At 66.1% G+C, this 13,776-nt stretch carries 10 protein-coding genes; 1 reads left to right on the top strand and 9 read right to left on the bottom strand.

What is annotated here, in order from left to right; translation table 11 throughout:
* Positions 1–11: 11 nt before the first annotated feature.
* Positions 12–572: an NUDIX domain-containing protein gene (locus tag J0A91_RS16665; protein WP_069205832.1), complete on the bottom strand. Its 561-nt coding sequence runs from the start codon at positions 570–572 to the stop codon at positions 12–14.
* A 136-nt stretch (positions 573–708) separates the two neighbouring features.
* On the bottom strand, positions 709–1,239 hold the full coding sequence (locus J0A91_RS16660; protein ID WP_069205831.1) for a Ros/MucR family transcriptional regulator: 531 nt from the start codon (positions 1,237–1,239) through the stop codon (positions 709–711).
* 478 nt (positions 1,240–1,717) lie between these two features.
* Here J0A91_RS16660 and J0A91_RS16655 point away from each other — a divergent pair, with 478 nt between their 5' ends.
* Positions 1,718–3,616, top strand: a complete 1,899-nt coding sequence (locus J0A91_RS16655; RefSeq protein ID WP_069205830.1) for an NPCBM/NEW2 domain-containing protein — start codon at positions 1,718–1,720, stop codon at positions 3,614–3,616.
* Here the strand turns inward: J0A91_RS16655 and J0A91_RS16650 are convergent.
* The 7 genes from J0A91_RS16650 to J0A91_RS16620 all read right to left on the bottom strand — a co-directional run bounded on the left by J0A91_RS16650 (position 3,613) and on the right by J0A91_RS16620 (position 13,546).
* Positions 3,613–5,691 carry an O-linked N-acetylglucosamine transferase, SPINDLY family protein gene (locus tag J0A91_RS16650; RefSeq protein ID WP_083224736.1) on the bottom strand — a complete coding sequence of 693 codons (2,079 nt, stop codon included), beginning with the start codon at positions 5,689–5,691 and terminating at the stop codon, positions 3,613–3,615. The two genes, J0A91_RS16655 and J0A91_RS16650, sit on opposite strands and share 4 nt — an antisense overlap.
* A 123-nt stretch (positions 5,692–5,814) precedes the next feature.
* Positions 5,815–6,891, bottom strand: a complete 1,077-nt coding sequence (locus tag J0A91_RS16645; protein WP_069205829.1) for an alpha/beta hydrolase — start codon at positions 6,889–6,891, stop codon at positions 5,815–5,817.
* Positions 6,892–6,931: 40 nt separating this feature from the next.
* A complete protein-coding gene (locus J0A91_RS16640; RefSeq protein ID WP_069205828.1) occupies positions 6,932–8,380 on the bottom strand; it encodes a family 43 glycosylhydrolase in 1,449 nt (482 codons plus the stop codon).
* Positions 8,381–8,394: 14 nt separating this feature from the next.
* Positions 8,395–9,084 (bottom strand): acetylxylan esterase, encoded by a 690-nt coding sequence (locus J0A91_RS16635; protein ID WP_240502050.1) that lies wholly within the window; start codon positions 9,082–9,084, stop codon positions 8,395–8,397.
* Between the two features lie 23 nt (positions 9,085–9,107).
* Positions 9,108–10,025: an alpha/beta hydrolase gene (locus J0A91_RS16630; protein WP_206364918.1), complete on the bottom strand. Its 918-nt coding sequence runs from the start codon at positions 10,023–10,025 to the stop codon at positions 9,108–9,110.
* 24 nt (positions 10,026–10,049) lie between these two features.
* Entirely contained in the window at positions 10,050–11,705 is a 1,656-nt protein-coding gene (locus tag J0A91_RS16625) for a carboxylesterase/lipase family protein (protein WP_069205826.1), read from the bottom strand.
* Between the two features lie 500 nt (positions 11,706–12,205).
* A complete protein-coding gene (locus J0A91_RS16620; RefSeq protein ID WP_069205825.1) occupies positions 12,206–13,546 on the bottom strand; it encodes a GntP family permease in 1,341 nt (446 codons plus the stop codon).
* Positions 13,547–13,776: the final 230 nt, after the last annotated feature.

Here is a 13,776-nt window from a genome sequence, read left to right as displayed (position 1 = left end):
AAGCCGACCGGTCAGGCGAACAGATCGGGCCGGCGCACCCGCAGCGCGAGCAGCAAGGTGACCAGCTTGCCGTCTGGCAGACGATTGGTTTCGTAGCGCGTCCATAGCTCGGCCAGCGCGATCTCGTGAACCGTGATGTTTTCCTGTTCTTCCACGAGCCCGCCGCCGGCCGCGATCCGGTCGGCATCGTCATAGCTGGCAAGGAAATAGTCCAGCCGCTCGGTCGCGTTGCTCGGCATCGGCCAGATGCAGCCGATATGATCGAGCGTGCCGAGGCGCACTCCGGCTTCCTCCATCGCCTCCCGGCGCGCACATTCCTCGGGATCAGCGCTGTCGAGCTTACCGGCGATCGCCTCCAGCATGTCCGGGAAACCGAGCAGAGTGACGGGCGCGCGCGGCATCGAGACGGCAAGCGCCATGCCGGTCGCCGGATTATAGGGAAGGACGACAACGGCCCTGCCGAGTTCGATAACATGCCGGTCGAACGTCACGCCATCGGGCGCGCGCAATTTCACCGTCACCAGATTGAGCCAACCCTGGTAGATGGTACGGACGGACTCGATCGCGAACATGGCGCGGCCTATGCCATCGCATCACGCAGCACGCCAGCGCGCGTCTCGAACCAATCGTGCCGCCCACCATGCCCGAGCTGTTCCATGCCCGGGGCATCTGCGCATCGCCCGACCCATGTCGGGCGATGCTTTCAGATCACGCGGCTTCGTCGGCCTTGCGACGCGTGCGCTTGGCGGGTGTAGGCGCCGGGCTCGGTTCGTTTGCGGCCGGCGCTTCATCGGGAGCAGGCGCTGCGCCGCGACCCTTGCGACCCAGACCGATCCGCTGCGCCATGGCGCGACGCGCGAGCGAGTAGTTTTCGGACACCATCGGGTAGTCCGGGCGCAGATTGTAACGCTCGCGATACTGCACATCGGTCAGCCCGTGCGTCGAAAGGTGGCGGCGCAATGTCTTGTAGGGCTTGCCGTCGATCATCGAGATGATGTGGTCTTTCGATGCGAGCGATTTGCGCACCGAGACCGCAGGCGGGAACGCATCGGCGGTAGCGGTTTCTTCGCCAGCCGCGTCCGACGCCGACGATCCCGATTCGAGTTCGAGAAGGGTGCCGTGCATCGTGCGCAGGAAGGCCGGCACATCTTCGGCCGACACGCGGTTGTTCTGGTTGCCGAGCCACGCGATCGTCAGTTCGGTCGCGAGCTCGATGGAGTTCAGGGTTTCTTCAGCCATGACAATATGTCCGTGTGATCGAGCGGCGATATACGCGCGCTGCAGGAAAGACGTTCATTTGGAACCTTCCTCTTATGTCCAATGTTTTGCCGTAACGCAAATGTTAGCGTGTGGTTTATCTTCAAGGTACGTGCGCGACAACCATATCGCGGATTTAGGTCCGCGAAGTGACCTTCCGGTCTAAGAGTTTCACGGCATCCGACGGGATATCGCGCACCGATCCCAACTCAGCGCGACCCAAGTCTTCTTGCACGGACCGTGCGCCGCGATCGTGTTGGGCTGTCGGCCCAATCAACATGCATTTGCGCGGTCCGTTGCGAACCGGCGCGCTTACGAATTGAACTTTGCGAGAATTTTTCCTGAGCCAGCGTTGAAGATATGTGTGCGGTAGCGCTAACAGTCTGATCGAGCCGCTGCTAAGCGTCGGCGGCGACAAACGATCACGGATTCGGGGTCGGGAGAACGGGAGGATGGCAGGATGAAGAGGTTTCTCGGTACGACGCTCGCGGTGGCGGCGGTGCTTGCCGGTTTCACGGCGCAGGCCAATGCCGATCCGCTGGCGCCGACCGGCCGCTGGTCGGCCTATACGTCCGGCCACGCGCAAACCCCGCCGATGGGCTGGAGTAGCTGGAACGCCTTCGCCACGGATATCGACGAGACCAAGATTATCGGTTCGGCGCAAGCGCTGGTCGACAGCGGGCTGGCGCGCAAAGGCTATCGCTACGTCAACATTGACGATGGCTGGGCAATCAAGCGGCGCCTGACCGACGGCAATCTCGTCATCCGCACCGCGCGCTTCCCCTCCGCCGTGGTGGGTGCCGATCTCCCCACCTTCCGGCCGTTCACCGATCGGGTGCATGCGATGGGCCTCAAGGTCGGCATCTATTCGGATCTTGGCCGCAACACCTGTTCGCAAGCCTATTCGCCCGACGACACCGATCTGCCCAAAGGCACAGTGCTGGAACGCGAAGTCGGGTTGTACGGGCATGTCGATCAGGACATCGCCCTGTTCTTCTCCGCATGGGGTTTTGACTTCATCAAGGTCGATGGCTGCGGGCTGCGCGCTTATGGTGCCGACAGCGAAAAGGTGAAATCGGGCGCGTACCGCGAACTCAAGCCGCTGCTCGACATGGACTCTGTCGCACGCTCGGATATTCCCGCAGTTCAGGCGGAGTTCCGCCAGATCAACGCAGCGCTGGTCCGCAGCAACCCCGATGGCGACTTCCTGCTGTCGCTGTGCATCTGGGGCGCGGGCAACGTCCGCGCCTGGGGGAAGGATTTCGGCAGCCTCTCACGCACCAGCGACGACATCAATCCGAGCTGGGGCCGGATGCTCACCAACTTCGACAGTGCCGCCAAGCGCGCCTTCTACGCGCATCCGGGTTCCTGGAACGACCCCGACATGCTGTACATCGGCAAGGGCGATTTCGACGCGAACCATATCACCGAAGCGCGTTCGCACCTTTCGATGTGGGCGATGATCGACGCGCCGTTGATGATCGGCATGGACTTGCGGCAGGCGCCGAAAGCGCTGCTCGACGTGTTCGGCAACGCTGATGTGATCGCGGTCGATCAAGACCCCGCCGGGCATCAGGCAGTGGTCGCATTCGACAGCGACGAGGTCCAGACGTTCGTCAAGACGCTCAGCACCGGCGACAAGGCGGTCGCGATCTTCAACCGGAGTGCGGCGCCGATCGACGTCGATCTGACCGCCGCGCAGATGAAGTTCCGGGATGATGCCGACATCGCGCTGGCCGACCTGTGGAGCGGCAAGCAGCAAAGCTTCCGGGGCATGGTCAAGCTCCACCTCGAACCGCATCAGACGTTGATGTTCAAGGCGCGCGGCGCTCGCGTGCTGGCAGACGGCCTGTATCTTTCCGAACAGCCCGGCAACGTCAATCCGGCGGTCGACGGCGTCGTCGAACCGGCGCCCGATCCCATGATCCACCGTTCGGCCTCGGGATGGCAGGGCACCAAGGGCAGCGGCGAGCGCCCGATCTACGCCGGCTGGGGCGGCGCGCAGGCCGATAGCGCCCCCTATGGCGAGGCGCTGCGGATCGCCGGCAAGACCTTCGACACCGGCGTCGGCGTGCTGGCCAATTCGCGGCTGGAGGTACGCAACCAAAGCTATCGCCGCTTCACCGCCACGGTCGGCGTCAACGATTCGGCGCGCGATCGGAGTGCCGTGACGTTCACGGTGTATGGCGACGGCAAGCCCCTCGCGACCAGCAGGTCGCTCAAATGGGGCGATGCCGGGCAGCAGCTCACCGCCGACGTGTCGGGCGTCAAGATCATCGAACTTGTCGCGCGCGCGCCCGTGGCCGATCCCGCGACGCTGCCGGTGACATGGGGCGAAGCGGCGTTGCTGTCCCGCTAATTGGCGGCGGCGACAAGCACATCCTGAAGCCGCAGCATCGGTTCAGGGTCGCTCATCGCCCGGCTGGCGGCGCTTCGGAGCAGGTCGCGCGATCTGCTCCAGCGCGCCGCATCCCGGGCCTCGTTCGCCCAGGTGACCGCGCGCCCGACATAGTCGTCGGGCGTGTGGGTGATCCCGTCTGCCATGCCGATGTCGCGGAGCAACCCGGCGGCCATGCGCTGACGCAGGAAGCGGCCTTCGAGCGTTACGATCGGCAATCCCCGCTGCACCGCCTGCAACGCGGTCGTGAAGCCCGAGAAGGCCGGACAATCGAGATACACGTCCATCGCCTCCAGAAAGCCGTTGAACGCGCGCGACGTCATCCACGGCGCGACCTTGATGTAGCGATCGGGGTCGAGCCCCGCCCCAGCGAAGCGGTCCCGCAGCCGCGCGACGAGCTGTTTCCCCGCCCATTGCTGACGGTTCGGCATGACCAGCCAGAATTCGCACGCGCCGCTGCCTTCGGCGATGCGAGTCAGCAGCGCGTCGTCGGCGGGGTCGAACTTGATCGGCTGCTGGCACAATGCGAAGCGAACCACGCCCGCCGCGCGCTCCGGCCCCCGCCACGGCTCGCTTTGGTCCGCTGTCCATTCGATGCTGACGCCGGTGCGTGGCAAGCGTATCAGCCGCTCGCGATAGTGGCGCTCGGCGTCCAGCGCTTCCAGCGCCTCGCCGCTGAAGAACAGATCGATCGTCGGCAGGCCGGTGGTGATCGGATGTCCCCACGCAGCCGCCTGCACCGCCGCCAGACGTTGGCTCGCCAGCGCGCCCGTAACCGGGTCCATGCCGACCTCCGGGTACAGGATGATGTCGGGGCGGTGCTCCACGATCTTCGCGCGCCACGCCGCGACGTTCCGCTCGCCGCCGACGAACGTATCGACATTCGCCGCCGCCCATGCGGTATGCGCGTCGGTGCGGGCGCCGGTGTGGAACAGCGCAACGTCGAAGCGGCTTCGGTCCAGATGGGTCATCAAGCCCTGCAGGATGACGCGCCACACCGGATGGTCCCGCACATGCGCGCTGACGATCAGCAGGCGGAGCCGCCCGGCTCGCGCGCCGCGATCCAGGAAAGGCTGCGGCGTGGCGACGAGATCGCCATAGCGACACAACGCGCCGGTGACGTCCACAGGACGATAGGCGAGGTAGAACGGCTGGTTGCGTCCTGCCGCATCACGCACGGCTTGCGGATGCGTTGTCGCCCACTGGGCCAGTTCGTCCAAGGCGCCAGCGAACGCGTGCGGCGTTCCCGCCGCAGCCGCTTCCGTCGCGGGCATGATCGGGATCGCGCTCATCGCCAGCGCCAGCCGCGCGTCCGCCCGGTCTGGCTGGAGCGCCAGCGCTTGCCGGTATGCCAGCGCCGCCTCGCCAGATTGCCCCAGATCCTGAAGCGCATTGCCGAGATGGACATACGCCTCGACATAATCGGGCTTGAGCGTGATCGCGCGCCGATAGCACGACAGCGCAGGCTCGACCTCTTCGCGCGCAGTCAGCGCCAGACCGAGATTGTTGTGCGCCGCCGCCAGCGCCGGGTCGAGTTCGATCGCCCGCCGATACGCGGTGATCGCCGCGTCGCCCGCGCCGAGCGTGCGCAGGATGTTGCCGCGGTTGACGTGTTTGCCGGCGTCGCGCGGTCGTAGCGCGAGCGCACGATCGATCGCGGCAAGCGCTTCCTGCGCGTCGCCCTGCTGCGACAGCAGCCCGGCCAGGCTGGAATATGCCTCGGCATGCTCCGGCTGGAGCCGGATCGCCTGACGATAGGCGGCGATAGCATCCGCATGCCGGCCAAGCTGGCCGAGCACATTGCCATGATTGTTGTGAAACGCGGCGACACGCGCATTCTGCCCGATCGCGCGCCCGATCAGATCGAGCGCTGCATCATTGTGGCCCCGCTGATGCGCGACCACGCCGAGGAGATGCAGCGCATCGGCATTGCGCGGTTCGAGCGCGAGCACCGCGCGATAGCCTTGTTCGGCCTGACCCAACTGGCCGGCCTGGTGCTGACGGATCGCGGCCGTCAACAGGTTTCGTGCCTGCATCACGGATTTTCCCGGCTATCCGGCAAAGCGGCTGCGCGGCCGGAGACCGCGCAACCTGCCCGCAATGATCTCGCTCGCGTCGTTATTCCCATTCCGGCTTCGTACTGCCCCGCACGCTCGCGGTCACTTGCTCTTGAGGTGTTGGCTGAAGAACGGCAGCACGAATTCCTGCACGCGCGTCGCGACATTGCTGGTGTGCGTGCCCGAATAGATCGTGAAGCTGTTCGAGACCCCGTAGTCGTCGAGGATCTGGTGGAGCTTGGCCGCATCCACCTTCAGACTGTCTTGGTCGCCGACATCGATCGCGATCGCGCTGTAGCGCTTCAGGTTGCCGATATATTGGTCGACGAAGGCGAGCGGGGCGTTTGCCGCCCATTTCGCCAGCACGTCCGGCTGTGCGACGCCGTTCTTGGTCGGCAAATCGAGGTACAGCGGCGGCGCCTTGGGGTTGGGCGACCACGCGGCGGCGGCGGCAAGCTGCGCGCGCAGCATGAACGGCAGGCTAGCCGACTCCGCCGGAGATTTGAGCGCTTCGAGCGTTGCCGCCGCCTGCGGATCGGCCGGCGCGGCGGTGCGGGCCGAGAGGCAGCACGGGCTCATCATGTAGATCGCGCCGAACATATCGGAATGCTTCATGCCGATGCGCGCGGTGCCATAACCGCCCATCGAATGCCCGGCGAGACCGCGGCTCTGCCGGTCAGCGATCGTCCGATAATGCCCGTCGACATAGGCGATCAGGTCGCGCGCGATGAACGTCTCGAAGTCGCCGGTCGTCACCGAACTCGAATACATCGATCCGTTATGCACCGTCTTCGAATCGGGCAGGACGAGGATCATCTCCTTGGCGCCCTTGGCGAACGCGCCGGCGCTCGCGTCGGTCAGATGGATTTCCTTGCTCCACTGTTCGGCGCCGATCGAATAGCCGTGCAGCGCATAGACGACCGGATAGCGGCGCTTCGGCGACTTGGCATAGCTCGGCGGCAGCACCACCAGCACGTCGCGGTCAGCGGTTTCGCCTTCGAGATTGCCCTCGATCGAGGGCGCATGCACCTTGATATGCTCGATCGTCACCGGCGGCGCGTTGGGAACCGCCGGGGGCGGATTGGTCGTGACCTGCGCAAGCGCGATCGACGGCGCGCAGGTGGCGAGCGCCAGCGCGAGGTGCCAGGCTCTCGGCCGGAAACGGGAAGGCGTGTTCATCGGGTCGGCTCCTAAACGGCAATGGACGGGAAGGGTGGCGTCACGGCGCCTTGAAGGTCCACCGCCCGGCGTCGTTGGCCGGATCGAAGGTGGCGAGCGTCGGCGTGCTCGCCCCGATCGCGACGAGCGCGACATCGCGACGGCGCGCGGATTTCAGCTTCGGCGTGATCCGGTACGACCCGTCGGTAAGCTGGTCGATCCGCCACAATTGCTCCGCCGCGCCGGTGAAAATGGGGGCGGTCACGACCTCGTCGTCGGGTGTCGCGGCCAGCGCGCGGTCGGTGCCGGCGACGACGATCTTGTAATAGGGCGATCCGAAATAGCCGCCTGCCGCTGCCACCGGCGTAATCGTCCATTGTTGATGCGGGCGGATCATATATTCGCCAAGATCGACCGCGATCTTGTCTTTTGGCCAGGTCGCCTGATCCTCGGCGAGCGCCTGGTCGGGGATGGCGACGATCGGCGTGTCCGGCTTTGCGAAGAACGACTTGCGCGGGTCGAACGCGATGCGAACGAAATCGACGTTCAACTGAAGCGCGTTGCCGCTACGCTCCGACTTGATCTCGTAAGTGCCCGCCTTGAGGTTGTCCCCGGCAAGCGGCCAACCGTCACGCCACAGCAAAGGCTGGATCGCGAGCACGCTGCGCCCGCTGCGGTCCATGTCCGCCTCATAGTGCATCGAGAATTTCTCCATGCCGCCGCCGAGATCGATCAGCCCGAAATGGCCCGGCCCGAAAGTGCGCCCGCGCCCGTCGATCACCAGCTTGCCGCCGCCCTTGAGCAGCGGCACGCCCATATTGTCGAGATACGGCCCGGTCACGCTCTTCGCGCGGCCGACGCGGATGTTGTACGAGGAGTTCGGCCCGTCGCAGCAGGTGCCGTGCGTGCCGAGCAGATAATACCAGCCGTCGCGGTACATCAGCGCGGTCGCCTCCATGTCGATCGCGACATCGACCGGCTGGTTGCCGGCGAGGCGCGCACCGGTCTTCGGGTCAAGCTCGACGATGCGGATGAACCCGTAATAGGTGCCGTAGCTCAGCCACAGCCGGCCATCGACGAAGAGAAAGGCCGGGTCGATCGCATCGGCATTCTCGACGCCATCGGTGGAGGCGACCACGCCGACATCGTGATAGCCGAAGTCGGGCGATTTTGGATCGAGCGACTTGGTCCACATCATCTTGATGTTGCTGGCGTGGCCGCCGTTCATGCCGCCCCCGCCGACCGCGTAGGCGACATAATAGCGGTCACCGATCTTGATAACGTCGGGCGCAAGTCCGCCGCCGGGCCGCTCGCCGCCGCTATGCCACGTCCAGCCATCCTCGGAGACGAGCCCGCCGCCCCGCGTGCCGAACGTGTAATATTTGCCCTCCGATTCCATGATCGTCGAGGGATCGTGGATGAACGGCTCACCCGCGAGTTGCGCGCTCGCGGTGCCGGGCAGCGACAGCAAAGCCGCAAGGCCGGCTGCGGCGGTGGCGAAATGCCTCATCGTGTCTCCAGCCATCACTTCACGTCCACGCTGATGTCGCGGATCGGTTTGCCGTCTTCATCAAGGAAGCGGACGCAGAAATCGCTTAAGCCCGGGCCGTTAATGACCGCGCCGCGCAACACGTTGCGGCCCTTGGCGAGCGTCAGGCGGGGCGAGAGCACGTCGTCCATCACCATGCGCCTGTCGCCCGACAGCATCACCGCCTCCGTGCCGTTGAGCCACCACATCGATGCCGCGTTCGACCCGACCGCGAGCCGCACGTTCTTCATCTCGCGCGGGCTGTGGACCACCGTCACCGCGTTGAAGATCACGCCATAGGTTGGCTTGCCGAGTGCGGCGGCGAAGGTGAACAGCTTCACGTCGAACGGCACAGCATCGAAGGCGTGCCAGCGCAGCGGCGCGGCGCCTTTCACCGTCTCGCCGTCCTTGGGAAGCGCGGTGAACTGGCCGGGGAAATATTGCGTGGTCAGCGCGGTGCGGACGTAGCTGTTGGTGAACCCCGAATTGCTCCGGTTCGGCTTGACGATCGGTTCGAGCAGCAACCAGCGCTGAAGGAAGCCGTCCGCATCAGGCGCCTTCGCCGCGCCGGTCGCCGGTTGAAAATAGGGCGCGAGGCTGGGCAGGGCGGGGGCGTCGGCATCCGCCGCGCTCGCCAATGCCAGCCACGCCACCGCCGTGGCGATCGGCAACGCTTTCGGTATCATCCGCATCTTCCTTTTCGACCTGTTCACCGGCGCGCGAGCAGCCCGCCCGTCTCCAGCCATTGCATCATCGCTTCGAACCAGCCGGTGCTGGTGGTGCCCTGCTTGCCGAGCCCGAAGCCGTGGCCGCCATGTTCGTACAGGTGGAATTCGACCGGACGGTTCGCCTTCTGCCACGCATCGATCAGCCCGAAGCCCTTGTGCGCGAACAGCGGATCGTCGCTCGCCAAGGCCGCGAACATCGGCGGCGCATCGGCGGGCACCGACACCGCTTCCATCGACCCGTAGATCGGCGCGATGAAGGCCGGCTTCACCTCGGGCGCGGCCAGCGCCACCGCCATTGTGGTCATCGCACCCGCCGAAAAGCCGATCATCCCGACCCGCGCCGGATCGACTCGCCATTCGGCGGCGCGGCTCCGCACCAGCGCGAACGCGGCGCGCGCATCGGCGATCTGGTCGGACAGGCCCGCGACCGCATCGGCTGGCTTGAGCCGCGAGTCCGCGCGGCCTGCGCTTGCGAACATCGCGCCCACCGCCTGTTCGAACTGCGGCATGCCGGCGGGCGTCGGCTTGAGCCGGTATTTGAGCACGAACGCGGCCACGCCCCGCGCGGCGAACGCCTTGGCGACGCGCCAGCCCTCATTCTCCATCGACAGCATCAGGAAGCCACCGCCGGGCGCGACGATCACCGCCGCGCCGGTCGCCTTGGCCGGGTCGGGCAGGAACGGGGTGAGCGTCGCGGTGCTGACGTTGCGCGTCATCGCCACGCCATATTGGCTGAACCACGCTTCCGGCGCGGTCGAACCCGTCACCCCGCCGGTCTTGAGGGCGATCGCGTCCGGTTGGGCGGGCGCGGCCATCGGCGTCATGCGCGCGTCCTGCGCCACCGCCGGCACCGCGGCCGTCAGCAGCGCCGCCGCCAGCAGATGTCGAAAAGCCCCCATCGTTCTTCCCCTCATGTCGGTGTCTCAGCCCAGCAGGATGCGGCGCGGCGCGCCTTCGGGATCGTCGACCATTCGGCACTGGCTATCGAACACCATCGTCTGGCAGCGCGCGGGATCGGTCGGCGCCCAGGCGAGGCCGGGCTGGCTCGGGTTGCCGGTGCGCGCGAAGTTCGCCCAGGCGGTCGCCATCGTGCGCGCCAGCCGTTGCGCGTCGGGCGTGTTGCCGGTGCCTTGGTCGCAGCGCGCGGTATTGTCGAAGCAGAAGGCGAGTTCGGCGGTGTGCCACGCGCCCGCGACGCCATCGAGTTGCGGCGACTGCCACTGGAACAGATATTGGTACACGGGCGCCGCGCGCTGCGCATGTTTGAGCGCGACCATCGCCTGCACGCGGTTGCGGTTGGCGAGGCCCTGCACTCCGTAGGAGAGCGTGCGGATCGCCTTTTCGGGATGCGCCCGCTTCATCGCAGCGATCAGAGCATCGGCCTTGGCCGCCCCCATCTGCTTGGTGAGATCGGCACGCCACTCGGCCTCGCTCGGGTTCGAGCCGAACCGCATGCCCTCTTCGCTGACGTTGCCGATCAGCATGGGAATGTCGCGCGAGATCTCCGGCGCGACTTCCGAGAACGAGCGCACGTCGATGACCTTGCCGTCGAGCGTCGGACCCCAGCCGACGCGCGGCGTCGTCAACGGCCCCGGCATCCCGCGCATCGGCCCGTTGATGTCGGTCGCGACCCTGTTGCCGGTGTCGAACAGCGTCTTCCAGTCCGCCTTCTGCAATGCGCCGATGTCGCGCGCGCCAAGCTCGCGGATCAGCCGGCGCGAGAATTCGCGCGATTGCTCGGCGGAGGGGATCACCCCGCCGCCGCCCGACTGCACCGCCGCACGGTGGATCATCCCCTTGCCGGCACGCATCCCCAGCAACGTCGTCACCTTCGATCCGCCGCCGGACTGGCCGTAGATCATCACCTTATCGGGATCGCCGCCGAACGCCGCGATATTCTCCTGCACCCAGCGCAAGGCGGCGATGCAATCGGTCATGCTGACGTTGACCGACTCCTCGTAAGCACTGCCGCCCAGTTCGGTGAGATCGAGGAAGCCCAGCACATTGAGCCGGTGGTTGATCGAAACCTGTACGACATCGTGATGCCGCGCCATCTGCGCGCCATCGTGCGAGGCGAGTTCGTAAGACGAACCGAAACTATACCCGCCACCGTGGAAATAGACCATCACCGGGCGGCTGCCGCTCAGCGACGGCCTCCAGATGTTGAGCTTGAGCATGTCCTCGCCGAGGAAGCCGTCGTCCCATTGCTGGAGGAAGGTATGCTCGGTCGCGCGGAAGCTGTGCAGCGTCTGCGGGCAGTTCGCGCCATAAGCGAGCGCGGGATAGTCCTCGGTCCAGCGCTTCGGCGGCTTGGCCGGCAACCAGCGGTTCTCGCCCGACGTGTCATCGCCGTAGGGCACGCCCTTGAAGGTGAAGATGCCCCCAGCGACATAGCCGCGCACCGGGCCATATTGCGTTTTGGCAACCGCACTATGTGGCGTGGAACAGGTGCCCGATGCCGCCGGGGCGGCGGTACGCGCGGCCGATGCGGCGACCGGCGCCGCCGCAAGCCCGGCACCCGCGAGTGCCGACCCCAACAGCGCCTCGCGGCGACCCAGCAGCATGTCTTTGCGGATCATCCATCACTCTCCCGTGCGTGCCGCTCGGTAGGTGGCGGCTTGTCGTTGCTATGTTGTGGATTTGCAGAGTTCAGCCCGTTTCAAAGCACCCAAAAAAACGGGGTGCCGCGAACGGCACCCCTGAGGCTGGGGGAAACGGCAATGGCGTCAGGGCCGGTCGCGGCATAGCCACGTCGGCGTTGGATCGATGCAGGCGCGCGGTTCGGCGACGCGAATTTCGGATTGTCGGCACAGCCAAGCGGAATGCTCATACTCCTCCCCGATCCTGCATCTGTTCTATATGCTATCTCATCGGCACGCCGGTCGGCATGTGGTGCCGCCTGCAGCGCGGCACCCTTTGGCAGATCGTCCGACTATCGTTCGAACCGCCCCGTTACACCAAGTGGTAACGCTATCATATTTCGCCCGCAAGGGCTTTCTCGAAACAATCTTCCTGTCTGTAGAAGCAGGCCGATCCGGCCCAATGATAACGATCCCTTCCGGGGTCGTTTGCGAGGGCGCTAAACCACGTAACTCAGCGCGAACACCCCCGCCAGGCCAGCGACCGAAATCACCGTCTCCACCATCGACCACGTTCGGAACGTGTCCGGCGTCGAGGTGCCGACATAGCTTTTGACCAGCCAGAACCCCGGATCGTTGACGTGGCTGAAGAACACCGATCCCGCGCCGATCGCCAGCACGGTCAGTTCCGGCGACACGCCCGAGGCGGCGACCACCCCCGGCATGATGCCGACCGCGGTGATCGTCGCCACCGTCGCCGATCCCGCCGCGAGCCGGATCGCGACCGCGACCAGCCAGCCGAGCAGCAGCGGCGACACGGGATAGGCGAGCACCAGCCGCGCGAGCAGATCGGACAGGCCGGCTGAAACCAGCACCTGCTTGAGCGCACCACCCGCGCCGATCGCGAGCAGGATCGCGCCCGCGCTCGCCATCGTCTCATGCCACACCGCGTCCTGCACGGTCGCTTCGGCCAACCGCCGCCCGAACAGGAGCGGCAGGGCGAGCAGGTTGGTGGCGAGCAGCACCAGCACCGGATTGCGCGCGGCCGCCAGCAAAGCCGACCCGGCGACCGCCGGGATGAGTTGCCCAAGCTCGCCGATCGCGATCAGCAGCACCGGTAACACCACGATCAACAACGACACCGCGCGCGGTGGCGGCGCCAGATCGAGCGTGTGGTCGCTCAGCACGGTCGGCGTCAGGCGCACGCCGGGCGCGACGATCCGTGCCAGCAGCGGCCCTGCCAATATCGCTACGGGCACCGCGATCAGCATGCCGTACAACATCGTCAGGCCGAGGCTGGCATGCAGCGCTTCCACCGCGAGCAGCGGCCCCGGATGCGGCGGCACCAGCGCGTGAACCACGCCGAGCCCGGCCAGCGCCGGCATGATGAGCCGCAGTTTGGCGGCGTCATTGTCCTTCTGGTGCGGCATCGCCTCGGCGGCGGCGACCACGATCGGTAACAGCAGCACCAGCCCGGTCTCGAAGAACAATGGCAGGCCGATGATGATCGCCACGCCCAGCGTCGCCCAGGGCGCGGCGCGCACGCCGGTCAGCCGCAGCGCGCTCGTCGCCAGCGACGCGGCCGCGCCCGAGAGGTGGAGCATCGCGCCCAACGAGAGCCCCAGCGCCACCACCAGGCCAGTCCCGCCGATGATGTCGCCGACGCCCTTCTGCACCGCCTTGCCGGTATCGACGAGCGGTAGCCCGGCGAATAGCCCGACCGCGAACGCCCCGCATAGCAGGCCTATGAAGGGATGCAGTCGGACCCGCACGATCAGCACGACGGACAGGACGATCCCCGCGACCGCCGCGATCACCAGCCGCCAGTCTTCACCACTCATATGAGATTACGCTGCCAGGCATATCGATTCGCCATCCGTCCCCTCCGTCGTTCGTGCGTTATAGCGTCGCACGCTCTAATTTTTGCATCTTCATCGCGTAACCACGACCATCGGCGATGTTTACGTTAACATCAAGCACTGCTACGAGGAAGTGGTTCGATCGACTGCGTAAAAGGCGCGGCGCGTCGTTGTGCTTGGCTCGTGCATCCGCGCGGGGCGGCGACTTGGGA

It is taken from the genome of Sphingomonas panacis, assembly GCF_001717955.1.
GTDB lineage: Bacteria > Pseudomonadota > Alphaproteobacteria > Sphingomonadales > Sphingomonadaceae > Sphingomonas > Sphingomonas panacis.
The sequence above is the reverse complement of the archived record's forward strand: the minus strand, read 5'-3'. Positions and strand labels throughout refer to the sequence as shown.

Excerpts from the sequence above, each read along its gene's own strand:
- J0A91_RS16665 (WP_069205832.1), bottom strand. The coding sequence starts at position 572 with ATGTTCGCGATCGAGTCCGTCCGTACCATCTACCAGGGTTGGCTCAAT.
- J0A91_RS16660 (WP_069205831.1), bottom strand. The coding sequence starts at position 1,239 with ATGGCTGAAGAAACCCTGAACTCCATCGAGCTCGCGACCGAACTGACG.
- J0A91_RS16655 (WP_069205830.1), top strand. The coding sequence starts at position 1,718 with ATGAAGAGGTTTCTCGGTACGACGCTCGCGGTGGCGGCGGTGCTTGCC.
- J0A91_RS16650 (WP_083224736.1), bottom strand. The coding sequence starts at position 5,691 with ATGCAGGCACGAAACCTGTTGACGGCCGCGATCCGTCAGCACCAGGCC.
- J0A91_RS16645 (WP_069205829.1), bottom strand. The coding sequence starts at position 6,891 with ATGAACACGCCTTCCCGTTTCCGGCCGAGAGCCTGGCACCTCGCGCTG.
- J0A91_RS16640 (WP_069205828.1), bottom strand. The coding sequence starts at position 8,380 with ATGAGGCATTTCGCCACCGCCGCAGCCGGCCTTGCGGCTTTGCTGTCG.
- J0A91_RS16635 (WP_240502050.1), bottom strand. The coding sequence starts at position 9,084 with ATGATACCGAAAGCGTTGCCGATCGCCACGGCGGTGGCGTGGCTGGCA.
- J0A91_RS16630 (WP_206364918.1), bottom strand. The coding sequence starts at position 10,025 with ATGGGGGCTTTTCGACATCTGCTGGCGGCGGCGCTGCTGACGGCCGCG.
- J0A91_RS16625 (WP_069205826.1), bottom strand. The coding sequence starts at position 11,705 with ATGATCCGCAAAGACATGCTGCTGGGTCGCCGCGAGGCGCTGTTGGGG.
- J0A91_RS16620 (WP_069205825.1), bottom strand. The coding sequence starts at position 13,546 with ATGAGTGGTGAAGACTGGCGGCTGGTGATCGCGGCGGTCGCGGGGATC.